This is a genomic window from Chryseobacterium mucoviscidosis, from assembly GCF_002177115.1.
Taxonomy (GTDB): Bacteria; Bacteroidota; Bacteroidia; order Flavobacteriales; family Weeksellaceae; genus Chryseobacterium; species Chryseobacterium mucoviscidosis.
This window is the reverse complement of sequence record NZ_MVAG01000148.1, coordinates 1-24,610: the sequence shown is the minus strand read 5'-3', so window position 1 is coordinate 24,610 and position 24,610 is coordinate 1. Positions and strand designations below refer to the sequence as shown.

Sequence of the window (24,610 nt, the reverse complement as noted above, 5' to 3'; positions counted from 1 at the left end):
CTTTGATGAAGATTTCTATCAATAGATTTTCGTCAAAAAGCATATCTTTGTTTTTCATGAGGTGTTTTAGTATTTGTTCAATTCTAAAGTATTAATTTTAGACATTAAGCACCTCATGTTTTTCTCCGAATTCACGTTATTTTTATTCTTTTATTTTAGATTTAAATTTTTTCTGATAATCTTCCCACTGCTCCCGCGAACGGATTTTCTTGAAAAGATCTTTAGAAATAAATTCCAGATAAGGTTCTAATTCCTTTGCGGATAATTCTCCCTGCAAAATGGTGATCGGATTACCGCTTTCATCCAGAAAAACCGTACTCGGAACGGCTGCAACATTCATATACTGAGTAAATTCGTGTAAGGAATTTCTTCCTTTTTTATGTTCCGTATTCGGATTAGAAAACTTTCTTCCAAAAATTTCGATCTCCTTTTTGTCTTCCGCATTGAATTTTACAGGATAATAACTTTCATTCAGTATATCAGAAATTACCTGATGTCCGTATGTTTTTTTATCCATGATCTTACACGGAGCGCACCAGTCTGCGTAAAAATCGATGAGAATTTTTTTAGGATTTTCTTTCTGTGCTTTCAGTGCTTCTTCAATGGTCATCCATTTTACCTGCGCAAAACTGAAAGTGACTAAAAAGAGTGCTATTAAACTTATAATTTTCTTCATGATTTGGTATTTTTGAAGTAAATGTAAGCATTTACTTATTTTTATTTTACATCCTGCATTAATTTTTTCACAAGCGGGGAAATCAAAATTAATACCACTCCGGCAATTACCGCGTATAATCCCAATTGTTTATATCCATCGGTATAAGTGATCAAAGCATCATAGTTGGTAGAACCTTCTTTGGTGGTCGCCAAACCTGCCCCGATAATTCCTGCCACATACTGTCCGTAAGCCGAAGCTAGAAACCACATTCCCATCATCATTCCCTGAAGGTTTTTCGTGGAAAGTTTCGTCATGATGGATAATCCGATAGGAGAGAGGCATAGTTCTCCCAGCGTGATAACGAGTAAAGCGATGGTAAAGAAATTAAGAGAGGTAATCCCTTGAAGATTGGCAAAAAGTCTCGTTGCGAACAAAATATAGTATCCTAAACCTAAGAAAATGAATCCGAGACCAAATTTAATAATGGTGTTTGGTTCAATTTTTCTTTTACCCAGCCAGATCCAAAGTAATCCGATTAACGGAGCTAAAAAGATAATAAAGAATGCACCTCCGGAATTGTTAACGCCATTCGGATCCAATCCCAATAAATCTTTATTTAAATTTTTTGCTGCGAAAATGCTTAATGAACCTCCGCTTTGCTCATAAATTCCCCAAAAAAGAATGGAAAACAGGATGAACACCAATGCTGCCCAAAGTTTATTACGTTCAGCAGAGGTTACTTTGGTCATTTCATAAAATAAATAGATCAGAGTAAGCGGTCCTATTGTCCACATAAAATAATCCGTATATTCTGTTTTGGCAACCATCACCATGATAATCGGAACAAAGAGTAATGATAAAACATACACTCCGTATTCCTGCCATTTTGGAATAGACGCAGATTTTGTCTCATTTTCAGGATGTCCCGGCTGAAGTCCGATTGTTCCTAAGCTTCTCTGGGTAAAAACAAAATTAATTAAACTGATAACCATTACCACTGCAGCTAATCCGAATGCAATATTCCATCTTAACATTTCCGGAATTACATCTGATAAAATCTCTCCTTTTCCGATGGCAATACAAAAGTATCCACCCAGTAATGCTCCAAGGTTAATTCCTGCATAGAACAATGAAAATCCGGCATCTGCTCTTGAATCATTCGGTTTATAAAGCTGACCGACCATTGATGAAATGTTGGGTTTAAAGAAACCTGTTCCCACTACAGTAAACGCGATTCCCAGAAAGAAAAACTTATGAGGATCTGTTGCAAGAATTAAACTTCCGACAATCATTAAAAGTCCACCCCAAAACAAAGATTTTCTGAAACCTAAAATTTTATCTGCAAACAACCCTCCGATAAAGGTAAAAGCATAGACGAAAGCCTGCGTTGCACCATATTGAAGATTGGCTTCTCTTTCATGAAAATTAAGCTGTGAAATCATGAAAAAGACAAGCATTCCTCTCATTCCGTAGAAGCAGAAGCGTTCCCACATTTCGGAAAAGAAAAGGCTCCAGATCTGTCTTGGATATTTCCCTTTAAAATTTTGTATTTCGTCTAAAGTTAAACTCATAATTGTTTATATGATTAAATTTTAATTATATTTTCAGTCTATTTAATCCATCACAGTGACGTCTCAACAGATGAACATACTAAAATATAAAAAACCTCCGACTTAGCGGAGGTTTTTAATTTATTTTATTTGATGCGGATTAGTTTACACCGTGCATCATTTTCTTTAAGATTGGTGAAATTAACGCCAATATTACAGCAGCAATACCACAAAGAACAACGAATACCATGAAGAATTCAAATAAGTTGTGGATCTCAAATCCTACAAAAGTCGGATTTGCCAACGGCAACTGTGCTTTTTCGAAAGCAGCTACCTGATCTGCATTTAAAGTCACTTTTTTATCTAAAACATCCTGAAGGTTAATTCCCATTTCCTGTGCCTTAGAGAATTTATCTCCCGTTGCAGGAATCAATGCTCCCAAAGAACCTGCTAAAGCATAACCTGCAGCATTGGAAATAAAGAATACTCCGTATAATAAGGATGCGAATCTTTTTGGAGCCAGTTTACCTACCAATGATAATCCGATAGGAGATAAACAAAGTTCACCACAAGTCTGGATGAAATACAGTAACATTAACCATTTGATTGCCAATAATCCTGAGTTTCCTAAATCTTTTACGTTATGTGCGATGATGAAGTAACTTAACGCGATTAAAGCCAATCCCATTGCCTGCTTCATAGGGGAAACCGGTTCTTTTCCTTTTGCTCTTAATTTGTCCCAGATCAAACTGAAAGGAACTGCCAAAGCAACAACGAAAATACCGTTGAAAATCTGTACCATCGAAGGAGGCATATTCCATCCTAAAATGTTTCTGTCTGTCTGATTATCAGCGATAAATGTTAATGAAGATCCAGCTTGTTCGAAAGCAGCCCAGAAGAAAATAATGAAGAATGACACGATATAGATTACCCAGATTCTCTGTCTTTCTACTTTATTTTCAGCAGAACTCATAATTAAGAATGCAAGGGAAATTCCGGCTGCATAAATGAAAGGATAAATAATTCCTTTAATAAGCTGTCCCATTTCTACGGCTTTAAACCCGAATTCTCCTACCAAAAGATATCTGAAAGCAAAGAAAAGAACAACAAACAATCCTCCGGTAATTCCTAAAGCGGATCCGGAGAATTTAGCAGTCTGCGTTTCTCCTTCTTCAAAATCTGCGCTTGTATTGTTTTTCGGAAGTCCACCGATAGGTCTTCCTTCCGGAGTAACTACATATTTGTTTTTAAGAATAAAGAAAGTAATGGTACCGATTACCATTGCAATGGAAGCGGCAAGGAATCCCCATTTAAAGGCAAAAATATCTCTTACGCCTGTTGTTGCATCTTTTACGTCTCCCACGTATGGACAGATAAACTGTCCTAAGAATGCACCAATGTTAATTCCCATGTAGAAAATCGTAAAGGCAGAGTCTAATTTAGATTTTTCCTGTTTCGGATAAAGGCTTCCTACCATCGAAGAAATATTCGGTTTGAAAAATCCGTTACCGAAAATGATGATGAAAAGAGCAAGCCACATAAACATTTTTGCACTGTCCAGACTTCCTGAGAATGTTGAAGCACTGATGAAAAGCAAAAACTGACCAATTGCCATTAATGTTCCTCCGATAAGAATTGCATTTCTGTTACCGATATATTTGTCGGCGATGAAACCTCCCAAAAGCGGAGTAAGATAACATAAAGCTAAAAATCCACCATAGATGATTGCTGCATCAGCTTCTTTTATCAATAAGGAATTTACCATGAAGAGCGTTAATAAAGCTCTCATTCCATAAAAGTTGAAACGCTCCCACATTTCTGTTCCGAAAAGAACCCACAATCCTTTCGGATGTCTGGAATTCTTGTTCTCTACAAATTCATCCGGTTTCGGACTCAATGCTTCAGTATTATCCATTTTTATTGTTAATTTTTGTTAAGACTGACAAATATAGTTTTTTTTGTGTTTTCAGCAAGGTTTTAATTTTATATTTAAATAAAAAAGCCGCAGAATAATTCCGCAGCTTGCTTTTCTGTATTGTGAACAGGGATTAATGCCCTTTTTCTTTCATGATTTTGTTTAATCTTTTCAGCATGGATAAGCCTAAAAGGGTTGCAAATATCAACAAAGCAAAATTCACTAAAAAGTAATTCATTTTATTGTCATAATTGTACCATGTACTGGCTAAAATTCCGGAAAGTTTGTTTCCTACGGAGTTAGCAAGGAAAAATCCGCCCATCATCAACGCTGTAATTCTTGCAGGAGAAAGTTTGGAAACGAAGGATAATCCCATTGGTGAAAGACATAATTCTCCTACGGTAATGACTCCATAACTTGCAACCAGCCACCACGGCGAAACTTTTACAGCACCGTTATCTCCAGCCCAGACTGCTAAAACCATCACTAAACAGGATAATCCTGAAATGAAAAGTCCCAAAACAATTTTTGTAGGCGTCAAAGGCTCTTTTCCTTTTCGTCTCAATAATGCCCAGAAACCTACTATAACCGGCGTTAAAGCGATTACCCAAAACGGATTGATGGACTGAAACAATTCTGTATTGTAAAGATAGGTTTTAGCCTGAGGATTTTTTTCCAGTTCTGCACGTTGTTCAGAAGAAATATTTTTAAAATAAACATCTTTTCCCTGAACTTTTATTGTGTTTCCGTCCTTATCTTTCTGAGACTGGAACTGATCGTCGTAAACAGGAACTTCTTTGTCTTCATAACTTTTTCCGTCTACCATATAAATGCTTTCCAAAGGTTTTTCCATGGAAACAGGCACGCTTCTGTCGGTGTAATAATTCGCCCATCTCGTTAAAGCGGTTCCGTTCTGTTTGAAAACTGCCCAGAAGAACATACTTATCAGGAAAACCGATAATAAGGCTCCGATCGATGATTTTTCGTCCGGTTTTGCCTTGAAATAAAGGGAAGCATAGAAGTAAATGACAGGAACGCAGGCAAAGATAAAAGCATCCGTATTGTCGCTTCCGAAAATATTTCCGGGAATAACCCAGCCGATTGCTCCTGCAATGATTGCCGGTAAGAATACTTTCATTAATATTTCAGAAAGTTTGGTATCTCCTTCCTGAACAGGCTTCATCTGAGCAGCATGAATATAATGTTTTCTGCCGATGGTAAAAATAATTAATCCGACCAGCATTCCGACTCCGGCGGTGATGAAGGCTTCACCCCAACCGAATTTGTTTCGCATAAAAGCCGCAATAATGTTGCAGATAAATGCGCCGATGTTGATTCCCATGTAAAAAATATTGTATCCGGAATCTTTATTGGCTTTATAAGGTTCTTCGGAATATAAATTTCCAAGCAAAGTTGAAATAGTAGGTTTAAAGAAACCGTTTCCGATGATAATGAGTGCTAAAGAAGAATAAAATAAAGTAAGATCTTTAAAAATCCCCATTCCGATATATCCTGCAGCCATCAGAATGCCTCCGATATAAATGGATTTGATGTATCCTAAAACTCTGTCCGCAAGAAATCCTCCGATAAAAGGAGTTAAGTAGGTTAAGGCAATGTACGTCCCGAAAATATCGTCTGCAGTTTTGTCCGGAAGTCCGAGACCACCTTTTGCGCCGGTTGGTTCAATAACATATAATACAAAAATTCCGAGGATAAGATAGTACCCGAAACGCTCCCACATTTCCGTAAAGAAGAGGAAAGGCAATCCTTTAGGATGTTTAGTCTTCATAGTTTACAAATTTCAAATTTCACAAATATAGAATTTTAAAAATAATAATCGAATTTTATTAACTTTGATGGAAATAAAGATGAAGAAAATGGAAATTACATTAAAAGATTTAGAAGATAACATCAGAACACTTCCTGAAAATTTTTATGGAGAGGTGAATGATTTTATTGATTTTTTGAAGACAAAATATAACAGAACAGATGAAAATGATTGGTCGGGAATAATATCCGAGCCTCAAAGAGAATCAATAAAAAAAGGAGTTGATGACATAGAAAACGACAGAACTTTAAGTCATGAATCTGCTCAGAAGAAAATCAAAGATTATATTGCTTCAAAGAAATAATAATGGAAATTATTTGGTCTGAAGAAACTTTAAAGAATTATTTAAAGGTAATTGATTATTTGTTTGAAAACTGGACAATTAAAGAAATCGAAAGATTTGAAAATCATTTTAATAGATTGATTGATAATATGAAAAGTAATGCTGCGATTTGCCCAAAATCTAAGATACTTAATTTAAGAAAATGTATGATTGATGAAAACAATTCTTTAATCTATCAGGAAATAAACAATAAAATTTTCCTTGTAACGATTATTGATAACCGAAGTTTTCATTTTTATTAATTTAATAAACCGAATATGAATACAGTATTTCATTTATCCTCTGCGGATGAAATTAATGAAGATTTAATTAAAAGTATAAAAGCTGCATTTAAAAACAAGCCAATATCAGTAACTATTGAGGAAGACTTCTCCATTCCTAATTGGCAGAAGGAGGAAGTAAAAAGAAGAGCTCAATATGCAAAAGAAAATCCGGAATCCCTTTTGGATTTTGACGACTTTATTGAAAGTTTTGAGAAAAAATTATTTGATGAAGAAAGCTAAAATTGTTATCTCTAAAAATGCGAATTTTGATTTAAAAGAAATTTCGGATTGGTATAATAGGTTAAATAAGAAATTAATTTGGATATTTTTAAAAGATTTTAAAGAAAAAGTAAAATATATTTCTGAAAACCCTCTTGCTTGTGAAACTAGGTATGAAAATTATAGGATAGCATTTTTAAAGAAATTTCCCTTTGGAATTCATTATTCTTACAACGCAGAAGAAAATATAATTGAAATATACTCAGTTTTTCACACCTCCAGAAATACAAAACAATTAGAAGACAGAAAATAAAAATCCGAATCTAAACTTTAGCTCCGGATTTTTTATGTTTAAATTTTCGAATTATAAATTCTCCAAAATAAAATCAGTCATTTTCTGATACAGTTGTGGTCTTGTCTGTCCGCCATAAATTCCGTGGTTTTTATCCGGATAAGCCATAAAATCAAACTGTTTTTTGTTCTGAATCAACGCTTCCGAAAACTCCATGGAATTCTGGAAGTGTACGTTATCATCGGCAGTTCCGTGAATTAATAAGAATTTTCCTTTTAATAAATTCGCATATTCAGTCGGTGAATTCTTGTCATATCCGTCCGGATTTTCCTGTGGTGTTCTCATGAATCTTTCCGTGTAAACAGAATCATAATATCTCCAGTTCGTTACCGGCGCCACTGCGATTCCCATTTTGAAAACATCGGCTCCTTTTGTCATTGCCAGACTCGTCATATACCCTCCGAAGCTCCATCCGAACATTCCGATTCTGGATTTATCAATGTATGATTGATTTCCGAACCATTTTGCTGCCGCAATCTGATCTTCAATTTCATATTTCCCTAAATTCATGTACGTTACTTTCTTGAATTTAGCTCCTTTATAACCTGTTCCGCGTCCGTCGACACAAGCTATGATATATCCTTTCTGAGCAAGCATTTCAAACCAGATTCCGTTTCCGTTGTCCCATGAATTGGCAACCTGCTGAGAACCGGGACCAGAATACTGGAACATAAACAATGGATATTTTTTGTTTTTATCAAAGTTTTTAGGCTTGATGATCCACGCATTCATCTGATCTCCCGCTTCATTCGGAATCGTAATAAATTCCTTTTCTACGAAATTATCAGCTTTTAATTTCTGTAGCTGAGCTTCATTATTCTGAAGTTCTTTTACCGTTTTACCGTTTCCGTCCTTTAAAACATAAGTATAAGGTTTTGCAGCCGTAGATGAGGTTTCAATAAAATAATTATAGTTTTTGCTGAAATTTGCAGAATTATTTCCTTCAGCATTTGAAATCAACTGGGATTTTCCGTTTTCGATATTTACTTTAGAAACTACTTTGTTGATGCTCCCTTTTTCGGTAGTCTGAATGTATATCTCCTTTGATTTTGGATTAAATCCGTAATAATCTGTTACTTCCCAGTTTCCTTTCGTAACCTGCTTTTTCAGTTTACCATCTTTGTCATACCAGTACAAATGGCGGTTACCGTCTCTTTCAGAACCCCAAAGGAAAGAATTGTCCTCTAAAAATTCCAGAGTCGGGCTGTCTGTATCGATCCATTTTTCATCCGTTTCGGTGAATAATTTCTGTACAGCTCCTGTTTTTGTATTTACTTTTAAAACATCAGAAGCGTTCTGAATTCTGTCTGAAGTAATTAAAACAATTTCGTCCGGTTTTGCCGTCTGAATTACATTCGGAATATAATAATGTTTGAAACTGTCTAAATTGACGGTTGTCTTTTTACCGTCACTCAACTGATAAATATGTGCTGAAGCAACAGAGTTTTTTTCTCCTGCTTTTGGATATTTGTAACGCATTTCGCTTGGATAAAGCGTTTTGCCGTAAATCGGAATATAGATTTCCGGAACTTCCGTTTCGTCTAATTTTACGAAAAGAATCGCATCCGAGTTCTTTGTCCATTCGTACAGTCTTGCATGTCCGAATTCTTCTTCATAAACCCAGTCTGCAAGTCCGTTTAAAATTTTATTTTTAACACCATGCTGCGTAATCTGTGTGATTTTTCCTGAATTCAGATCCTGATAAAAAAGATTGTTATCTGCAATAAAAGCCACTTTTGTAGCATCCGGTGAGAATCTTGGCTCCTGAACAAATTTTCCTTCATTAAGACTTACTGTTTTTCCGGATTTCAGATCTTTTACTTCATATTTTCCTAAAAACGAATGTCTGTAAATCGGTTCACTGTCTTTCAGTAACAAAATTTTAGATTCATCATCAGAAAATTCATAGCTCTGGAACTGTCCATCCACAAGGTTTCCTTCTTTTTGAGAAGTTTTGTAAGAATATTTTGCAATTCCTCCCTGTTCGATAACTAGATAATTTTCACCGTTTTTCATGGAGGTAATTCCGGCAATGCCTTTTCCGCGGTAATATCCTGAATATATTTTATCTAAAGTAATTTCCTGAGCGGATAAACTTTGAAATGCCACAGCAACTGTAAGCGTTAGTAAGAATTTTTTCATTTCTAATTTTAAAAGATTTCAAATATAATAATTTTTAAAATGGTAAAAAAAGCTTTTTAAATCTCTGATTTTGGCAGTAAAATTGGATATATTAAGATACAATCAAATTAAAATATAATTATGGAAACGAATGCTTTTAACCAAAAACTGAATCGATACGAACTGGACGATAGAATAATATATACAGGATTTTCAAGCTATAAAGACGCACAGGAATGTGCCGATAAAAAAGGAGGAGAACTGGTTGAAGTAGGCTTCAAAGATGGGAATGACAACCCTGAAATCTGTAACGAAGCCGGACTTCTTGAAAAAAAGTTACATTATTTCGTAGACGCGGGAGATGAATATAAATTTATCCATTCTTCAGATCCCGGATTCAGAAAATATGCCGATGAATTACAGAAGATTAAAGCGAAACAGCAACAATCTCCACCCGATGAAAGATATATTGCCAATTTTGAAATCGAAAACATTGAAGACCCGATTGTAGTGATAAAAAATGATCATTTTGAATCGGTAACTTCCAGAGAGCGTTCTAAATATCTGAAGCACGCCCAAGTGTATGAAATTGCTGTGTCTTTACCTAAATCTTAAAAATAAATAATATGAGCAGGACAAAATATTCAGAAAAAGCTCAGGATAAAATAGGAAAAGTAATGCACGAATTCAAGGAAGGAAAGCTGAAATCTTCTTCCGGAGAAAAAGTGACCAGCAGAAAACAGGCAGTCGCCATCGGTATTTCTGAAGCGAAACAGGAGGGCTTAAAAGTGCCGAAAAAGAAAAAAGATTAACCTAAAATAAACAAGGCTTGGAAAATTTTTCCAACCCTTGTTTATTTCATATTTTGAACCATTAAAATTGATTAAGAAGTTAAGCCAGATTAAAATGAATCATTTCTGATTTTAATGTAGCGTCACCAAAACTTAAATAATGCTTAACTTCTTAAATCGACCTTAATAGTTTAAAAGCTTATTAACAATTAACAATTAACAATTAACTTTAATCATTATACATAATTCTGTAATACTCATCCGCCATTCTGTCGCTGTTAAACTGATCTTTCACGTCATTCATAGAATTGTACTGGATTTTTCTCCATTGATCCTTCTTATCGTAGTACGTAGGAAGAATTTCGTTTTCCAGAATTTCATATAACTTGTTAAGATCATAATTATCCTGTTCGTAGATGCTCATGTTGGCATAATCTGCTTTCGGAACCACAAAAGAATTTTCTCCATGTTTAGCAAATTCAGGGATCCATCCGTCATCTGTGGAAAGATTTACAGAACCATTCATGGAAGCCGTCATTCCGGAGGTTCCGGAAGCTTCTCTCGGAACTCTCGGATTATTCAGCCAAAGATCAGAACCCTGCTTTAAAGATTTACTCAAAGACAACTCATATCCTGTAAGAACTGCCATATTTTTATGATTTTTGCTTTCCTCCACCAAAGAATTGAATGTAGAAATTGCAGAATAATCCATTGGATAAGGTTTTCCCGCCCAAATGATCTGAACCGGATATTTCGGATGATTCAACAGCTTGTAGAATCTGTCTTTATCGTGTAAAAGCAGATCGGCACGCTTATAACCTGCAAATCTTCTCGCCCAGACAATCGTGAAAACATTTGGATTGAATAAATTTCCGGTCTGGTCGGCTACGATTTTAAATAATCTTTTCTTCAGATGCTTTTTACGGTAATCGAAAACCGTTTCGTCGTTTTCGTCTTTTGCATTGTAAAGCGGTTTGTCTGCCCAATATTTGAATTCCTGCGCATTGGTAATTGAAGTAATCTCACAGATTCCCGGATATTTGCTCCACATTGCTCTGGAAACCACTCCATGAAGCTGAGAAACTCCGTTTGCTATTCTTGCCATTTTCAACGCGCAAAGTGAATGGTTGAAACGGTCGTCATCAGAACCTTCGATATTTTTTATCTCTTCCATGCTGAAGCCTGAAAAATAAGACATATCATAACAAAGCCTCATATTGTGCTTTTCATTTCCAGCTTCTTCAGGAGTATGCGTGGTAAAAACCAGCTTTTCTTTCACTTTATTCAGGTTTCCGTTGTATTTTTTAAGCAGATGGAACGCTGCAGGAAGTCCGTGAGCTTCATTTAAATGATAAACATCTCTTTCAATGTTCATTTCATCCAGCAATTTAGCGCCTCCTTTTCCTAAAAGAATGTACTGTGCCAGTTTTGTAGATTCATTGGCATCATACAGTTTATGGCAGATGGTTTTAGAAATGTGGTCATTTTCAGGAACATCCGTTGATAGGAAAAACATTGGAGCCGTGTGGAAAATTTCAGGATCAAGATACCATACTTTTACCCAAACCGGAGCGCTGTGGATTTCTATCTGAAATTTTATGCCGGTGTCTTCCAGAAAGCTGTACATTTTCTTCGTCCATGTCGGTTGTAACGTCTGATCATGATTTCTTGCCTGATCGTAATACCCGAATTTCCATAAAATCCCGATTCCGATAAGATCCTGTTTCAGATTGTAAGCACTTCTCATGTGGGAACCTGCCAGAAATCCTAATCCACCCGAATATATTTTCAGCACCTGCTCAATCGCAAATTCCATAGAAAAATAAGCAACTTTCTTGGAATACTGCGGATTTACGCTAAAAGGTATTTTAAAATTTTTAAAATCCATGTGTAACAGTTTATTAAGTGAGGAGGCAAAGGTATTAATTATGAAAATAAACTCTACATTAATTATTTTATAAATTAACGTTAAAAATACTTTTTGAATCTGTTTTTTATTTACCTTTAATATGTAAATTTTTGATAATCAAAACTTCATGATCTGAAACCGGAAGCTTTATGTCTTCCATAACAATAAAATAATAAGCAGATGAAAAAGGCATTTTCTGATGAAGATTTAATTAAAAATCTGAGCTTATATTATCTGAACCGACACTTGAAAAAGAAGCCGATAGAAAAGTATCACCGTAAGATCGACGAATCTCCGCTTCACGACCGCGAAAAATATAAAAAGAAAGCGGAAATTTTACTGCTCAACTCCTTTATGCATCATTTCCCTGAAGTTAAATTTGAAGATTTAACCTGCGAAAGTCCCGACTTTATCGCAAAATTCAACGACAAGAAAATCGGAATCGAACTTACCGAAGTAATCAATCATCTTGAAATGAAGAAAGTTGAAAGCAATCTGAACAAGATTTTCCGTCAGGCAGAAATATTATTGGAACAGGAAGACACTACGAAATTTCGTGGTGTTTATTTTTTAGAATTTCACTCAAACATCAAACTGGATTCTCTGGAAAATCAGCAGGAAATTATTTTAAATATCTGTAAAAGCATCAAAAAAGGAAAACCTGCAGGAAATGTGAAAGGCATCCGAAAGTCTTTCCACCGCAGAAATGTTTTTATTACCCATGAATACAATATGAATCTTTTTGATGAATTATGTTCTGAGAAAATTGTAGAGCTGATTGAAAAAAAGAACGAAAAATTTCCTTACTACGATACTTCGGTCGACGAATGTTGGCTCGTTATTGTTTCGGATATGAATTCCATTGCTTCACGGTATACTTTTATTCAGGATAAAGAACATCTGCAAAAGGTAAAAAGCCCTTTTCACAAGATTTTTCATCTCGAAAATCTTTGCGGAAATATCACAAGTATTAAATAATTGCTGAAAATATTTCATTTTTAATCAGTTTTTATTGAATTATTTTTGTTGAATCTGTTGTTTTTAATTGGAATTGTTTATATTTGATAGACAACAAATTACCGCACAAATTAATAACCAAATTCAACATGATATGAAAAAAACTCTACTTCTTTTCTTGCTTCTTATTTCATCTTTTATTTTCGCTCAGGCAGACTGTTCATCAGCACTTGCGGTATGTGGAAATTCCAGTATAACGTATTCTCCGACGGGAATCGGGGCCGTTAATGAAAATTTAGGAGGATGTTTATCTTCCGGTGAGCACAATTCAATCTGGTATAAATTTACCATTGCAACAGGCGGAACGCTTACTTTCGATCTCGTTCCTACAGATCCGGGAGCAGATTACGACTGGGCGATTTACGGACCGAATGTGAACTGTGCAAGTCTTGGTTCTCCGGTTCGCTGTAATGCAGCCACCGTTATCGGAGTCGGAGCTTCTACAGGCATGAATATGACAAGCACCATTATAAGTGCTGCAGGAGGATCGTTAACGCCGTACTGTAAATACATGGATGTTTTACCGGGGCAGACTTACTATTTGTACATAGATAACTGGGTTGATGTTTTTAATCCTACAATGGCTCCGTTTTCTCTAAATTGGGGAGGAACGGCAACTTTGGCTTCACCATTTACGGATCCTAATATTCAGACTCAGCCTTTTCTTCCGCCCGGAGTTCCGGCTGCTAATCCTGCGAATCCGCGAGAAATTATTGTCTGCGAAAATCCCATGGTTTTTAATTTCAGTACCTTAACTTCCGGTATCCTTAATGGCAACAGCAATTTCCAGATCAGTTATCATACTTCACAGAATGAAGCACTTTCCGGAGCAAATCCTATTGTGTCGCCGATTACCGTTAATACTGCCACAACGTATTATTACAGTATCCATTATCAGGATCCTGCAAACCCGAATAACCCTATTAATTCCTGCAGACAGGTGGGAGCTTTCAAATTTAAATACGGAAATATTTCAGGAACCAATGTTACGCTCTACAGTTGTAATAACAACAATGCCGGAACCGGAATTTACGATTTAACTTCCGCTGCTGTTTTTGGAGATCCTACCGCGGTGAAGGTTTATTATAATTCACTTTCAGATCTTAATGCGGGAATAAATCCCATTACGAACATCACTAATTTCGTTTCGGCAGAAGGAACGGTGTATGTGAAAATTACTTCTCAATATGGTTGTGTAGCTATTGCACAGATTATTCTGAAATTTTATCCGGTTGTTGTGGTTACTGAGGCCACTTTAAGAACCTGCTTTATTGAAGCTAATCCTTCAACGGGAGCATTTAATCTCAGTTTTGCAGCCGTCACCACGCAAAGCGGAACGACTAAAAAATATTATCCCTCTTTAGCAGATGCCCAAAACGGAACCAATGAAATTGTATTATTCTCAAATTACATCGCTCCAAATGGTGTTATTTACGTCAAAGTATTTAATTCTAACAATTGCTTTGCAATTGCGAAAGTGAATTTAGTAGTCATTCAGCCGGTATATTCCAATGTCCTGAAAGACAAAATTATCTGTATGGAAGACCGAACCACACTGGATGCAGGTTCCGGATTTACGAGTTATGAATGGAGTACAGGTGCAACGACACAGACCATCAATAATGTAGGAGTGGGAACGTATTGGGTGAAATTAAAAAGTGGCGACTGTATTACCAAGCAAAGTGTAAAAGTGTATGCTTCGGAACAGCCGGTAATTTCATCAGTTGATATTACCAATAATACCATAACGGTAAATGTTTCAGGTGGAACAGCTCCGTACAAATATTCTCTTGACGGAATCAAATGGCAGGATTCTAACGTATTTACAAACCTTCCGAGAGGAGACAGCAGAGTTTTTGTAAAAGATGCCTACAATTGCGAACCGATTGATATTACTGTGGTTGTTCCTAATTTGGTAAATGTAATTACACCAAACGGAGACGGAGTAAATGATGTGATCGATTATTCAGCTTTAGGATACAAACAGAATTTGGTATTGAGTGTTTTCGACAGATACGGAACGCTTGTTTTTAAGGCGGATAAATTCAGAAATTATACGTGGGACGGAACCATCGGAGGCAAAAAAGTCCCAACAGGAACTTACTGGTATTCGGTTTCTTGGAACGAAAATGATAAGAAGAACACTTTATTCAAGTATTCCGGCTGGGTAATGGTGAAAAACAGAGAATAATTTTCAGAAATCAATAGAAAACCGTTGCCTGTGTAACGGTTTTTGTTTTATAAAATCCATATCTTAGATATTCAAATTTACCTCATGAAGGATTTATTGATAAAACGTTTTGAATATTACAAAATGCTCGGAGATCAATCTTTCGGGCAGCTTTCAGATGAACAGATTTTCTGGCAGTTTAATGAAGAAAGCAATTCTATAGCCATTATTGTTAAGCATATCGCCGGAAATATGTTATCCAGATGGACTAATTTTTTAACCGAAGACGGCGAAAAATCATTGCGGAACAGGGATGAAGAATTTGTTGATACTTTTAAAACGAAAGCTGAGGTTCTGGAATATTGGGAACAAGGCTGGAAATGTTTTTTTAACGCTCTGAACCAGATGAATGATGAAAATGTACATTCCTTAATTTACATAAGAAATGAAGCACATACATTTATGGATGCTGTTTTCCGTCAATTGGCGCATTATCCTTATCATATCGGGCAGATTGTGTATATCGCAAAAATGATGAAGAATGAAGATTGGAAAAGTCTTTCTATTCCGCGAAACAAATCGCAGGAATTTAATTCTGAAATGATCAGTAAATTCAGACAACAGTAATGAAGAACTTTACCATTCAAAATAAAGGAATTATTTCTGATGAATTTTTAAATAGAAACATCACAGATTTTCATTCTGCGTGCCAATATATTTCAATGCTCCCTTACAAAAGAAATAATGATAAAAGCAGAACCGAATGTGTTTTTGATGATTTTGGCGGAACCTGCAGTACAAAACACGCCGCCCTTAGAAAACTTGCGCTCGAAAACCATCACAGCGATGTAAAGCTCATTGTTGGAATTTTTAAAATGGATGCAGAATACACTCCGAAAATTAGCGGTACTTTGCAAAAATTTAATTTGAAATACATTCCGGAAGCGCATAATTATCTCAAAATTGATGACGAATATTACGATTTTACGAACCGCAGTTCAAATTATCATCAATTTAAAGATAAACTACTGATTGAAAAGGATATAGAATTCAACGAAATTGGCACTCAGAAAATTTCATTTCACAAAGATTTTCTTGAAAAGTGGCTGAATGAAGAACACATCACTTACAGTTTAGATGAATTGTGGAATATCAGAGAACAATGTATCAGAGATTTGCAGCAAATTGATGAACCTGAAATTCAAAATTCGTCTCTCGTTTTTTGCCAGAACAGTTCTGAGGTAAGAGACGAATACAGACAATAATCATAAACAGATGCCCCAGATAAATCGTCAACAGTCACATTTTAAATGAGTTTTTTTGTTTTTCGGAATTTTCCATATATTCCGAAGGAGTTATACCTTCCAGTTGTTTAAAAACACGATTAAACGTAGACTGGCTGGTAAAGCCTGCTTCAGTATAAATATACATGAGCGTTATTTTTTTCATATCACTTTCTTCTATTATTTTTTTTACATAGGAGATGCGGTGTGTGTTTATATAATGGTTGAAATTAGTATAACCATGAACTCTTATTGCTTTTGAAATATAATTGTTACTTATTTTCAGTATTGTACTCAGTGTCGAAATATTCAGATCCGGGTTGGTAAAAAGTTTATTACCTACAACTTCATGTTCTATTTTTTCAAAAAGAGAATCTGCCATTTCCAGTACTCTTTCATTAAGGGTAACCGGAAGGATAATTTTTTCCTTTTCTTCTATTTTGATGAGGGTGTTAACTTCCCTCATTTCATCTTTATAATAGGCTAACAAACCAACGACAAGAATGTTGGATAGAATCAGAAGAGTGTCCTTACAGTGTATCTTTTCGGGAATATGTTTTGTAAAGTTAAACGTAAAGAATTTATTGAGCATACACCCAAGAATTATAATGAAGCAGCAGTATAAAGAGTAAAGTATAACTTCTTTTCTAGCGAAAAATATATAAGCTCCAAAAGGAAGGGGGATGAGCCACACACATTGTCCTGTGGATACTTTCCAAAACTTTAGGATGATGTAAAATGCATATAAAGGAGCAATAATGAAATATGTATGCAGTATCTTATTCATTAGATTGTAGTAACATGTTCTTAGCCAAACCAATGTCAATAGCAATAAAATAACCCCTGCTGATAGATAATATACCAAAAAAATATCTTTCATAACCGTTAGATAAATGGTAATATGCAATAGAAGTATAATACACATCAAATAAATATATCTTTCCGCTAATTCTTTTTTAAGCTTTAAAATCTGGCGTTCCCGGAGTGCTCTGTTATCTGTTAAAAGATATTGGGAATGCGCTTTAGATAAGTCATTAATCACTTTTGATATTCTTATTTTATTGATTATGAGCTTTTTTATCAATTTTTTCATTTTGTGTTTTTTTTCCATTTTACAATATATATATGTATTAATCAATAATCATTATTGGCTAATATTAATGAGGTTTCTATTTCAGTGATGAGCAGAAGTAAAATTATCTTTGTTGAAAATAAACGGAAGTAAAGATTCAAATCTTCTTTTAAGAATATTCTTGTTTTACAAGTAGGTAATAAGGGCATTCATTTGCCTGTGCGAACCTTAAAAGTCGAAAAGATTTGAAAGCACGAATTTATAAAAAAATCTGATAAAGCACGTTATTGTATCATTTTTTTAACAAATGGCAGCTATTTTCAGCAAAATCTTTTACAAAACATCAGGTTGTGCTGTAATTATACTTATTATCATTTTAAAATATTAATCAAATATTATAATAACATTATGAAAATCAAATTTATTTCTCTATTAGCAGTTTTTCCTACAGTTTTATTTTACGCTCAAAATGGTAAAGTAGGGATTAATACCACCACTCCTGGGAACACCTTGGAAATTAAATCCGATTCCAACGGAACATCCGGCTTAAGATTCAGTAATCTTAACAGCTCTTCGAATACATCAGAAGGAAAGCCTCTTGGAGTTAACAGTAGTGGAGATGTAGTCACTATTACCGGAGGAGCGACTGTACTTTCAAAAACTTTTACTTTAACAGACAGTTACATTGCTGGACATCTCTCTCAAAACGTTTCTAATGACTCTTCCATTTCTTCTAATCTTTTGTCGATAGATGGTATTCTAATGGATGTTTTAATATATTCCGCGGCTGAATATGTACCAAGAATAAAAAACCTCACAGGTAATACAATAAATGTAGCCTACGTTTCAAATATTGATATTTCGGTAGTAGGAAATACAACAGCAACTGATGTTTCTGTAAACAATGGAAGCAGCCTGAGTTTATCTTCTGCACCGGTAAGTTGGGTGGCGCCAACCAATTCGAGAATCGTTATTTCAATTAATAATACAAGTTGGTACGAGCTTAAATGGTTTTGCTACACAAAAGGAATTCCCGGAGTTAAATACATTTTTATATCTGCACAGCGCATCCTGTAAAAGAATAATTAAAGAAAAAACTCTGTCAATGTAAGCAGGACTACATTTAGTTTTTTAATTGTAGCCTTGCTTAAAACCACTTTCAGAATTAGCAGCAAAAGAGGCAAAAGATAATAATGCAGCGTATTTACGGAATAACCAAAACGCCCAATACAATAAAAATCAAGGATTTTTAAAAATTTAATTTATCTTTTGCGACTTTTGTGGGTAAATAAAACTTTAAATAGCATTTTAGGATTTACGTGTTGTTTTTCCGGTCTGAAATTTTTGTTTTCCGTTTTCTATCAATTTTATGATGACACTATAATAGACTGAATCAATTCAGAATTCATCTTAAAATGATTATCTTTGCACCCACAAAATTCAGAATCAATAAATGTCTCAATTTCAAAGAACTGCCGCATTTCATACTCTTGGCTGCAAATTAAATTTTGCAGAAACATCTACCATTGCCCGTCAATTAACAGAAGCAGGTTACGATAAGGTAAGTTTTGATGAAAAGGCGAATGTGTATGTTATCAATACCTGTTCGGTAACTGAAAATGCCGACCGCGAATGCAAACTTCACGTAAAAAGAGCCATGAAAGCCAATCCGGATGGTTTGGTTGTAATCGTGGGATGTTATGCACAGTTGAAACCGGAGGAAATTTCACAGATTGAAGGCGTAGATCTGGTGTTAGGAGCCAAAGAAAAATTCAATATTCTGAGTTATCTTGATGATCTGGAGAAATCTGAAAATGAAGGCATCGTTCATTCATGCGAAATTGAAGAAACAGATTTTTTCATTGGAAGTTACTCCATCGGAGACAGAACCAGAGCTTTTCTGAAAGTTCAGGACGGCTGCGATTACAAATGTACCTACTGTACAATTCCTTTGGCAAGAGGGATTTCCCGTTCCGACACCATCGAAAATGTATTGAAAAACGCCAAAGAAATTGCTGAAAGAGACATCAAAGAAATTGTTCTTACAGGCGTAAACATCGGAGATTACGGAAAAGGAGAATTTGGAAACAAAAGACACGAACATACTTTTTTAGATTTAATTTCTGAGCTTGATCAGGTTGAAGGGATCGAAAGAATCCGTATTTCTTCCATCGAGCCGAATTTGTTGAAAGATGAAAGCATAGAACTGGTTTCGAAAAGCAAAAGTTTTGTTCCGCATTTTCATATTCCTTTACAATCGGGAAGCGATGAATTGCTGAAAAAAATGAAACGCCGTTATTTAACGAAATTATATACCGACAGAGTTAATAAAATTCGTGAAGTAATGCCGGATGCAGCGATTGGTGTGGATGTAATTGTCGGTTTTCCGGGAGAAACAGAAGAACTGTTTATGGAAACATACAACTTCCTGAATGAGCTTCCAATAACTTATCTGCACGTTTTCACCTATTCTGAAAGAGAAAATACAGAAGCGGCAGAAATGGAAGGCGTAGTTCCGATTCCCGAAAGAAAAAGACGCAATAAAATGCTTAGAATTTTATCTGAAAAGAAAAAGATGGCATTTTACCAGACCCAGCTTGGAAAAACACTTCCTGTACTTTGGGAACACGAAAACAAAGACGGAAAAATGTTTGGCTTCACAGAGAATTATGTGAGAGTTCAGAAGAATTTCGATCAGGCTTCAGTCAATCAGATTGAATTCTTAAAGCTTGAAAAAATAGAAGCAGACGGAACCGTTTCTGTGATGAATTCTTTTGAGAGTTTTCTCGAGAAAATTTAATATTCTTTTAAACAATTCATTTAAAATAATTCAGACATTGCTATCAGAGTGATGTCTTTTTTTGTTTTAATGAAATCGAAACCTGAAATCATCACATTTAATCCAAAAATAACTTCTTTCATTCATCTTTTTGATGTTTCTCAGCCCGTTCATATCAATTTAAATTTTTTAACTTTGATAAAATTCAAAATGATATGAGAGACAAATTTTTGCTTTGGGGAGCTATTATTCTCGTCGTTGCGTGGTCGGTTGCTTTTTTAATAAGGGCAGATTGGTGGATTCCTGTTTTGCTAACCATTGTGTATGCAATCGGAATTTATAATATTACCCAATCTAAACATGCTATTCTAAGAAATTTTCCTGTTTTGGGCTATTTCAGATACTTTTTTGAGAGTATTTCACCGGAAATGCAGCAATATTTCATTGAAAGAGAGACCGATGGAAAACCTTTTCCGAGAAATCAGCGATCTGCGGTGTACAGAAGGGCAAAAAATTTAAGTGATACTGTGCCTTTCGGAACACAGCTCGAAGTTAACCACAGAAAATATGAAGGAATTAAGCATTCCATTTATGCAAAATCTCCGATGGAAGAGCTTCCGAGAGTCTGGGTAGGAGGAGAGCAGTGTTCTCAGCCTTATCATGCTTCGTTATTTAATATTTCGGCAATGAGTTTCGGGGCTTTAAGCGACCGCGCTCAGATTTCTTTAAACAGAGGCGCAAAAAAGGGAAATTTTTACCATAATACGGGAGAAGGAGGGATTTCCCCGCATCATCTGGAAGGCGGCGATCTTTGCTGGCAGATCGGAACAGGATATTTCGGCTGTCGTGATGAAGAAGGAAAATTCAATCCGGAATTGTTTAAAAAATATTCCACTTTACCCAATGTAAAGATGATTGAAATTAAATTATCTCAAGGGGCAAAACCAGGTCATGGCGGAGTTTTACCGGCTGTTAAAAATACACCGGAAATTGCAAAAATCCGTCACGTCACTCCGGGAATGACGATTATTTCACCGCCTTCACATACTTCTTTTTCCGATGCGGCAGGTTTGCTGAGGTTTGTACAGCAGTTAAGAGAACTTTCCGGAGGAAAACCTGTTGGATTTAAGCTGTGCATCGGCGATACTAAAGAATTTGAAGATATCTGCGTCCAGATGAATGTTCTGAAGATTTATCCTGATTTTATAACCATTGACGGAGCAGAAGGGGGAACCGGAGCTGCACCACCTGAGTTCTCAGATGGAGTAGGAATGCCTTTGGAACCTGCTTTGATTTTTGTTAACAGAACGCTGAATAATTATAATTTAAGAAGTAAATTAAGAGTGATTGCAAGTGGAAAAGTTCTGACAAGTCTAGATATTTTAAGAGCAATTGCGATGGGTGCAGATATGTGTAATAATGCGAGAGGATTTATGTTCTCTTTGGGCTGTATTCAGGCTTTGAGGTGTAATAATAATATGTGTCCGACAGGAGTTGCTACTCAGGATAAAATGTTAATTAAAGGTCTGGATGTTACGGATAAGGCGGAAAGAGTGTATCATTTTCATAAAAATACGCTTCATACATGCAATGAACTGATTGCAGCGGCAGGAAGAAGTTCTTACGAAGAAGTAGATGCCACAATGTTCATGAGGGGCGACGAGTTTGATCACTTGGCGGATCTTTATTTTCCGGATATTTTAGGAAATGTAAAGCAGAAAGCTAAGTATTAATTTTAAGCAAATAAAAAAGCGCTTCTTATTGGGAAGCGCTTTATTTTTTATTGTTCTAGAACAGGTCTCTGATTAGCTTTGTAAATTTGAAAATTGAATACAAAACAATTATTTTGGAGTGAATACCCGGTATAATTATAGTGGGTATCTCTTCCGAAAGCAGCTCTTGAAGGAACGATAATTACACCCTGTAAATTGTATGCATCTCCGTCTGATAAATTTGCGTATCCCTGAAAATACTTTAATCCTTCCTGTAAACCTTCTATTTCGTAGTATTTTCTTAGTTTGGCAGCATCAGTTGTAGCATCCGTCATTGTTTTTTTCTTCACATAATAAAACAACGGATCAGTTAAAGGAGAACCACTTCCGTTGATTGTGTTGGCTAAAACTCCTGATGTTGTAAATGCTACATTACCATCGGTATTTGTTGCAAGGTAATAGTTTGCTCTCATCATCGTTCTGATCTGAGTGGCGTTTGTTGCTTCAGGATTCGTTTCAAGAGTTACTCCTGAAGTTGGCTGTGCTCCGTTTCTTACAATATAAATAACCCCGGAAGAAAGTTTTACAGGACTCAGCTCAGATAATTTTTTCTCATTATCATCAGAAGTATCTGTAGAGCTGAATGCTTTTATATTTCCTTGTGAATCAAGGTAATTGTCATTCATAAACTTTTGGATCGCCTGATCATCATATGAATTTCTTACCGAGATATCTTCCGGTTCTACAAATGTTTCAACTTCATCATCCTTTTTACATGCCGTGAAACAAAGAGATCCAGCAAGGATATATAAAAATATTTTTTTCATTTTTCAAAAAACTTTAATTACTTTACAAATAATATAACGACAAAAGTATAAAAAATTATGAGAATAGATAAATTTTTATGGAGCATTCGTTTTTATAAGACCAGAACCATTGCTACTGAGGAGATTAAAAAGAACAGAGTGTCTATCGGTGCGTCGGTTGTAAAGTCTTCTAAAGAGGTGAAGGAAGGAGATGTGATCAAGATCCGTAAAAATCAGATTGACTATCAAATTAAAGTAATTCAGATTCCTAAAAGCAGGATCGGAGCAAAGCTTGTTCCTCTTCATATAAAGGATGTAACCGATAAGGAACAGTATGAGCTGTTAAAAATGCGTAAAATGTCTCAGGATTATTACCGGAATAAAGGTGAGGGAAGACCTACGAAAAAAGACCGCAGAGATATGGACGATTACGTAGAAAATGATATTGCCTCAGATTTTACGGACTGGGACGATTTCTTTGGCGAAAATGGGGACGACTCTGAAAACGAAGATTAACAAAAAGCTCTAGAGATAGAGCTTTTCTGTTATTTCATTCACAATATCTTCCGGAGTTCTGTTGTCTGTAATTACGCTGACCTGTGCTTTATTATAAAAATCATTCCTTTCGAATAAATGCTTGGCTATAAATTCTGCAAGATTTTCATCAGTAATATTTGCAATTAAAGGTCTTTTTTCCTTCTGTTTAGAAAGTCTTTCTGCTAAAGTAGCAACAGAAGCTCTTAAAAAAACGCTTTTTGAATTATGGTTGATGATTTCCATATTATTATAGTAAACAGGAGTTCCTCCGCCAAGACTTAAAATTGTATTTTTTTCGGACGCAAGAATTTCTTCTAATGTCTCTCTTTCCAGCTTTCTAAAATAGATTTCTCCCTTTTTATCGAAGATTTCGGGGATTGTCATTTTGTTTCTTTTGGAAATCTCTTTATCCAGATCAATTAATTTAAAATTGAGTTTGTCGCTTAATATTTTGGAAATGTGAGATTTGCCACTTCCCATGTATCCGACCAGTGAAATTATCATGAATTTTTTTTAAACAAATTTGCAAAAAAGTTTTGAGATAAAGAAAAAACTCATATCTTTGCACCACTAAAAACGAGGGACATTATTACTGTGTTAATCGTTGATAAAGTGACCGACTCGGTAGCTCAGCTGGTAGAGCAATACACTTTTAATGTATGGGTCCTGGGTTCGAATCCCAGCCGGGTCACAAGCAAAAAAGATTACTAGATTTTTGTAGTTTTTATTGCCTGCGTGGTGAAATTGGTAGACACGCCATCTTGAGGGGGTGGTTTCCTAAGGATGTGCTGGTTCGAGTCCAGTCGCAGGCACAATGCAGAAAATTTGAATAATTAATAGTGAAGTTTAAAATTTTAATTTTACATTTAGTCTATTAATTGTGACCGACTCGGTAGCTCAGCTGGTAGAGCAATACACTTTTAATGTATGGGTCCTGGGTTCGAATCCCAGCCGGGTCACAAGCAAAAAAGATTACTAGATTTTTGTAGTTTTTATTGCCTGCGTGGTGAAATTGGTAGACACGCCATCTTGAGGGGGTGGTTTCCTAAGGATGTGCTGGTTCGAGTCCAGTCGCAGGCACAATGCAGAAAATTTGAATAATTAATAGTGAAGTTTAAAATTTTAATTTTACATTTAGTCTATTAATTGTGACCGACTCGGTAGCTCAGCTGGTAGAGCAATACACTTTTAATGTATGGGTCCTGGGTTCGAATCCCAGCCGGGTCACAAGTTTACTGAAAAGTAAATTTTTTTCATATTAATATTTTGTGATTTGGTGTTTCAA

At 35.5% G+C, this 24,610-nt stretch carries 23 protein-coding genes and 5 tRNA genes; 19 read left to right on the top strand and 9 right to left on the bottom strand.

Annotated elements, in window-relative coordinates:
- Nucleotides 1–142: 142 nt before the first annotated feature.
- The 4 genes from B0E34_RS18985 to B0E34_RS18970 all read right to left on the bottom strand — a co-directional run bounded on the left by B0E34_RS18985 (nucleotide 143) and on the right by B0E34_RS18970 (nucleotide 5,912).
- Nucleotides 143–676: a thioredoxin family protein gene (locus tag B0E34_RS18985; protein WP_087712043.1), complete on the bottom strand. Its 534-nt coding sequence runs from the start codon at nucleotides 674–676 to the stop codon at nucleotides 143–145.
- 41 nt (nucleotides 677–717) lie between these two features.
- Nucleotides 718–2,229 carry a peptide MFS transporter gene (locus B0E34_RS18980; protein ID WP_087712041.1) on the bottom strand — a complete coding sequence of 504 codons (1,512 nt, stop codon included), beginning with the start codon at nucleotides 2,227–2,229 and terminating at the stop codon, nucleotides 718–720.
- A 139-nt stretch (nucleotides 2,230–2,368) separates the two neighbouring features.
- Nucleotides 2,369–4,123 (bottom strand): peptide MFS transporter, encoded by a 1,755-nt coding sequence (locus B0E34_RS18975; RefSeq protein WP_087712039.1) that lies wholly within the window; start codon nucleotides 4,121–4,123, stop codon nucleotides 2,369–2,371.
- A gap of 133 nt (nucleotides 4,124–4,256) precedes the next feature.
- On the bottom strand, nucleotides 4,257–5,912 hold the full coding sequence (locus tag B0E34_RS18970; RefSeq protein WP_087712037.1) for a peptide MFS transporter: 1,656 nt from the start codon (nucleotides 5,910–5,912) through the stop codon (nucleotides 4,257–4,259).
- Between the two features lie 88 nt (nucleotides 5,913–6,000).
- Here B0E34_RS18970 and B0E34_RS18965 point away from each other — a divergent pair, with 88 nt between their 5' ends.
- From B0E34_RS18965 to B0E34_RS18950, 4 genes are read left to right on the top strand one after another with little or no spacing between them, the layout of a single operon-like run.
- A complete protein-coding gene (locus B0E34_RS18965) occupies nucleotides 6,001–6,255 on the top strand; it encodes a DUF2281 domain-containing protein (RefSeq protein ID WP_165763028.1) in 255 nt (84 codons plus the stop codon).
- A 2-nt stretch (nucleotides 6,256–6,257) separates the two neighbouring features.
- Entirely contained in the window at nucleotides 6,258–6,536 is a 279-nt protein-coding gene (locus B0E34_RS18960; RefSeq protein WP_087712034.1) for a hypothetical protein, read from the top strand.
- 15 nt (nucleotides 6,537–6,551) lie between these two features.
- Nucleotides 6,552–6,797, top strand: coding sequence for an addiction module protein (locus B0E34_RS18955; RefSeq protein WP_087712032.1), 246 nt, complete (start codon nucleotides 6,552–6,554; stop codon nucleotides 6,795–6,797).
- On the top strand, nucleotides 6,784–7,089 hold the full coding sequence (locus tag B0E34_RS18950; protein ID WP_165763027.1) for a type II toxin-antitoxin system RelE/ParE family toxin: 306 nt from the start codon (nucleotides 6,784–6,786) through the stop codon (nucleotides 7,087–7,089). The genes B0E34_RS18955 and B0E34_RS18950 overlap by 14 nt, the downstream gene beginning before the upstream one ends.
- 51 nt (nucleotides 7,090–7,140) lie before the next feature.
- On the opposite strand, the gene B0E34_RS18945 is transcribed toward B0E34_RS18950, so the two are convergent.
- Nucleotides 7,141–9,270: a S9 family peptidase gene (locus B0E34_RS18945; protein WP_087712028.1), complete on the bottom strand. Its 2,130-nt coding sequence runs from the start codon at nucleotides 9,268–9,270 to the stop codon at nucleotides 7,141–7,143.
- Between the two features lie 120 nt (nucleotides 9,271–9,390).
- Between B0E34_RS18945 and B0E34_RS18940 the strand changes: the two genes are divergently transcribed.
- A complete protein-coding gene (locus tag B0E34_RS18940; protein ID WP_087712026.1) occupies nucleotides 9,391–9,864 on the top strand; it encodes a hypothetical protein in 474 nt (157 codons plus the stop codon).
- 11 nt (nucleotides 9,865–9,875) lie between these two features.
- Entirely contained in the window at nucleotides 9,876–10,061 is a 186-nt protein-coding gene (locus B0E34_RS18935; RefSeq protein WP_087712024.1) for a DUF6496 domain-containing protein, read from the top strand.
- Nucleotides 10,062–10,269: 208 nt separating this feature from the next.
- Here B0E34_RS18935 and glgP read toward each other — a convergent pair whose 3' ends face one another.
- The gene (gene glgP / locus B0E34_RS18930; RefSeq protein WP_087712022.1) at nucleotides 10,270–11,928 is read right to left on the bottom strand and encodes an alpha-glucan family phosphorylase; all 1,659 of its coding nucleotides are present in this window, start codon (nucleotides 11,926–11,928) and stop codon (nucleotides 10,270–10,272) included.
- 201 nt (nucleotides 11,929–12,129) lie between these two features.
- On the opposite strand from glgP, the gene B0E34_RS18925 reads away from it, so the two are divergent.
- From B0E34_RS18925 to B0E34_RS18910, 4 genes are all read left to right on the top strand, one after another.
- The gene (locus tag B0E34_RS18925) at nucleotides 12,130–12,927 is read left to right on the top strand and encodes a hypothetical protein (RefSeq protein ID WP_087712020.1); all 798 of its coding nucleotides are present in this window, start codon (nucleotides 12,130–12,132) and stop codon (nucleotides 12,925–12,927) included.
- A 133-nt stretch (nucleotides 12,928–13,060) separates the two neighbouring features.
- Nucleotides 13,061–15,157 carry an FIDD domain-containing protein gene (locus B0E34_RS18920; protein ID WP_087712018.1) on the top strand — a complete coding sequence of 699 codons (2,097 nt, stop codon included), beginning with the start codon at nucleotides 13,061–13,063 and terminating at the stop codon, nucleotides 15,155–15,157.
- 84 nt (nucleotides 15,158–15,241) lie between these two features.
- The gene (locus tag B0E34_RS18915; RefSeq protein ID WP_087712016.1) at nucleotides 15,242–15,763 is read left to right on the top strand and encodes a DUF1572 family protein; all 522 of its coding nucleotides are present in this window, start codon (nucleotides 15,242–15,244) and stop codon (nucleotides 15,761–15,763) included.
- The gene (locus B0E34_RS18910; protein WP_185117469.1) at nucleotides 15,763–16,401 is read left to right on the top strand and encodes a hypothetical protein; all 639 of its coding nucleotides are present in this window, start codon (nucleotides 15,763–15,765) and stop codon (nucleotides 16,399–16,401) included. The genes B0E34_RS18915 and B0E34_RS18910 overlap by 1 nt, the downstream gene beginning before the upstream one ends.
- A gap of 34 nt (nucleotides 16,402–16,435) precedes the next feature.
- On the opposite strand, the gene B0E34_RS21450 is transcribed toward B0E34_RS18910, so the two are convergent.
- A complete protein-coding gene (locus tag B0E34_RS21450) occupies nucleotides 16,436–17,011 on the bottom strand; it encodes a helix-turn-helix domain-containing protein (protein WP_157967255.1) in 576 nt (191 codons plus the stop codon).
- An 888-nt stretch (nucleotides 17,012–17,899) separates the two neighbouring features.
- Between B0E34_RS21450 and B0E34_RS18900 the strand changes: the two genes are divergently transcribed.
- From B0E34_RS18900 to B0E34_RS18890, 3 genes are all read left to right on the top strand, one after another.
- Complete coding sequence (locus tag B0E34_RS18900; RefSeq protein WP_087712013.1) at nucleotides 17,900–18,568, top strand: hypothetical protein; 669 nt, start codon at nucleotides 17,900–17,902, stop codon at nucleotides 18,566–18,568.
- Nucleotides 18,569–18,944: 376 nt separating this feature from the next.
- A complete protein-coding gene (mtaB, locus tag B0E34_RS18895) occupies nucleotides 18,945–20,291 on the top strand; it encodes a tRNA (N(6)-L-threonylcarbamoyladenosine(37)-C(2))-methylthiotransferase MtaB (protein ID WP_087712011.1) in 1,347 nt (448 codons plus the stop codon).
- A 194-nt stretch (nucleotides 20,292–20,485) separates the two neighbouring features.
- Entirely contained in the window at nucleotides 20,486–22,003 is a 1,518-nt protein-coding gene (locus B0E34_RS18890; RefSeq protein WP_076392693.1) for an FMN-binding glutamate synthase family protein, read from the top strand.
- A 47-nt stretch (nucleotides 22,004–22,050) separates the two neighbouring features.
- Here the strand turns inward: B0E34_RS18890 and B0E34_RS18885 are convergent, their stop codons facing one another.
- Nucleotides 22,051–22,809, bottom strand: coding sequence for a hypothetical protein (locus tag B0E34_RS18885; RefSeq protein WP_087712009.1), 759 nt, complete (start codon nucleotides 22,807–22,809; stop codon nucleotides 22,051–22,053).
- 57 nt (nucleotides 22,810–22,866) lie between these two features.
- Here B0E34_RS18885 and B0E34_RS18880 point away from each other — a divergent pair, with 57 nt between their 5' ends.
- Nucleotides 22,867–23,304 (top strand): RNA-binding S4 domain-containing protein, encoded by a 438-nt coding sequence (locus B0E34_RS18880; protein ID WP_076392689.1) that lies wholly within the window; start codon nucleotides 22,867–22,869, stop codon nucleotides 23,302–23,304.
- A 9-nt stretch (nucleotides 23,305–23,313) separates the two neighbouring features.
- On the opposite strand, the gene B0E34_RS18875 is transcribed toward B0E34_RS18880, so the two are convergent.
- The gene (locus B0E34_RS18875; RefSeq protein ID WP_087712008.1) at nucleotides 23,314–23,829 is read right to left on the bottom strand and encodes a shikimate kinase; all 516 of its coding nucleotides are present in this window, start codon (nucleotides 23,827–23,829) and stop codon (nucleotides 23,314–23,316) included.
- 114 nt (nucleotides 23,830–23,943) lie between these two features.
- On the opposite strand from B0E34_RS18875, the gene B0E34_RS18870 reads away from it, so the two are divergent.
- The 5 genes from B0E34_RS18870 (at nucleotide 23,944) to B0E34_RS18850 (ending at nucleotide 24,552) form a co-directional block, all read left to right on the top strand.
- Nucleotides 23,944–24,016 (top strand) — tRNA-Lys (locus B0E34_RS18870).
- A gap of 38 nt (nucleotides 24,017–24,054) precedes the next feature.
- Nucleotides 24,055–24,137 (top strand) — tRNA-Leu (locus B0E34_RS18865).
- Nucleotides 24,138–24,211: 74 nt separating this feature from the next.
- Nucleotides 24,212–24,284, top strand: a tRNA-Lys gene (locus B0E34_RS18860).
- Nucleotides 24,285–24,322: 38 nt separating this feature from the next.
- Nucleotides 24,323–24,405, top strand: a tRNA-Leu gene (locus B0E34_RS18855).
- A gap of 74 nt (nucleotides 24,406–24,479) precedes the next feature.
- Nucleotides 24,480–24,552 (top strand) — tRNA-Lys (locus B0E34_RS18850).
- The last annotated feature ends 58 nt before the right edge of the window (nucleotides 24,553–24,610 follow it).

Excerpts from the sequence above, each read along its gene's own strand:
- B0E34_RS18985 (WP_087712043.1), bottom strand. The coding sequence starts at position 676 with ATGAAGAAAATTATAAGTTTAATAGCACTCTTTTTAGTCACTTTCAGT.
- B0E34_RS18980 (WP_087712041.1), bottom strand. The coding sequence starts at position 2,229 with ATGAGTTTAACTTTAGACGAAATACAAAATTTTAAAGGGAAATATCCA.
- B0E34_RS18975 (WP_087712039.1), bottom strand. The coding sequence starts at position 4,123 with ATGGATAATACTGAAGCATTGAGTCCGAAACCGGATGAATTTGTAGAG.
- B0E34_RS18970 (WP_087712037.1), bottom strand. The coding sequence starts at position 5,912 with ATGAAGACTAAACATCCTAAAGGATTGCCTTTCCTCTTCTTTACGGAA.
- B0E34_RS18965 (WP_165763028.1), top strand. The coding sequence starts at position 6,001 with ATGGAAATTACATTAAAAGATTTAGAAGATAACATCAGAACACTTCCT.
- B0E34_RS18960 (WP_087712034.1), top strand. The coding sequence starts at position 6,258 with ATGGAAATTATTTGGTCTGAAGAAACTTTAAAGAATTATTTAAAGGTA.
- B0E34_RS18955 (WP_087712032.1), top strand. The coding sequence starts at position 6,552 with ATGAATACAGTATTTCATTTATCCTCTGCGGATGAAATTAATGAAGAT.
- B0E34_RS18950 (WP_165763027.1), top strand. The coding sequence starts at position 6,784 with ATGAAGAAAGCTAAAATTGTTATCTCTAAAAATGCGAATTTTGATTTA.
- B0E34_RS18945 (WP_087712028.1), bottom strand. The coding sequence starts at position 9,270 with ATGAAAAAATTCTTACTAACGCTTACAGTTGCTGTGGCATTTCAAAGT.
- B0E34_RS18940 (WP_087712026.1), top strand. The coding sequence starts at position 9,391 with ATGGAAACGAATGCTTTTAACCAAAAACTGAATCGATACGAACTGGAC.
- B0E34_RS18935 (WP_087712024.1), top strand. The coding sequence starts at position 9,876 with ATGAGCAGGACAAAATATTCAGAAAAAGCTCAGGATAAAATAGGAAAA.
- glgP (WP_087712022.1), bottom strand. The coding sequence starts at position 11,928 with ATGGATTTTAAAAATTTTAAAATACCTTTTAGCGTAAATCCGCAGTAT.
- B0E34_RS18925 (WP_087712020.1), top strand. The coding sequence starts at position 12,130 with ATGAAAAAGGCATTTTCTGATGAAGATTTAATTAAAAATCTGAGCTTA.
- B0E34_RS18920 (WP_087712018.1), top strand. The coding sequence starts at position 13,061 with ATGAAAAAAACTCTACTTCTTTTCTTGCTTCTTATTTCATCTTTTATT.
- B0E34_RS18915 (WP_087712016.1), top strand. The coding sequence starts at position 15,242 with ATGAAGGATTTATTGATAAAACGTTTTGAATATTACAAAATGCTCGGA.
- B0E34_RS18910 (WP_185117469.1), top strand. The coding sequence starts at position 15,763 with ATGAAGAACTTTACCATTCAAAATAAAGGAATTATTTCTGATGAATTT.
- B0E34_RS21450 (WP_157967255.1), bottom strand. The coding sequence starts at position 17,011 with ATGCTCAATAAATTCTTTACGTTTAACTTTACAAAACATATTCCCGAA.
- B0E34_RS18900 (WP_087712013.1), top strand. The coding sequence starts at position 17,900 with ATGAAAATCAAATTTATTTCTCTATTAGCAGTTTTTCCTACAGTTTTA.
- mtaB (WP_087712011.1), top strand. The coding sequence starts at position 18,945 with ATGTCTCAATTTCAAAGAACTGCCGCATTTCATACTCTTGGCTGCAAA.
- B0E34_RS18890 (WP_076392693.1), top strand. The coding sequence starts at position 20,486 with ATGAGAGACAAATTTTTGCTTTGGGGAGCTATTATTCTCGTCGTTGCG.
- B0E34_RS18885 (WP_087712009.1), bottom strand. The coding sequence starts at position 22,809 with ATGAAAAAAATATTTTTATATATCCTTGCTGGATCTCTTTGTTTCACG.
- B0E34_RS18880 (WP_076392689.1), top strand. The coding sequence starts at position 22,867 with ATGAGAATAGATAAATTTTTATGGAGCATTCGTTTTTATAAGACCAGA.
- B0E34_RS18875 (WP_087712008.1), bottom strand. The coding sequence starts at position 23,829 with ATGATAATTTCACTGGTCGGATACATGGGAAGTGGCAAATCTCACATT.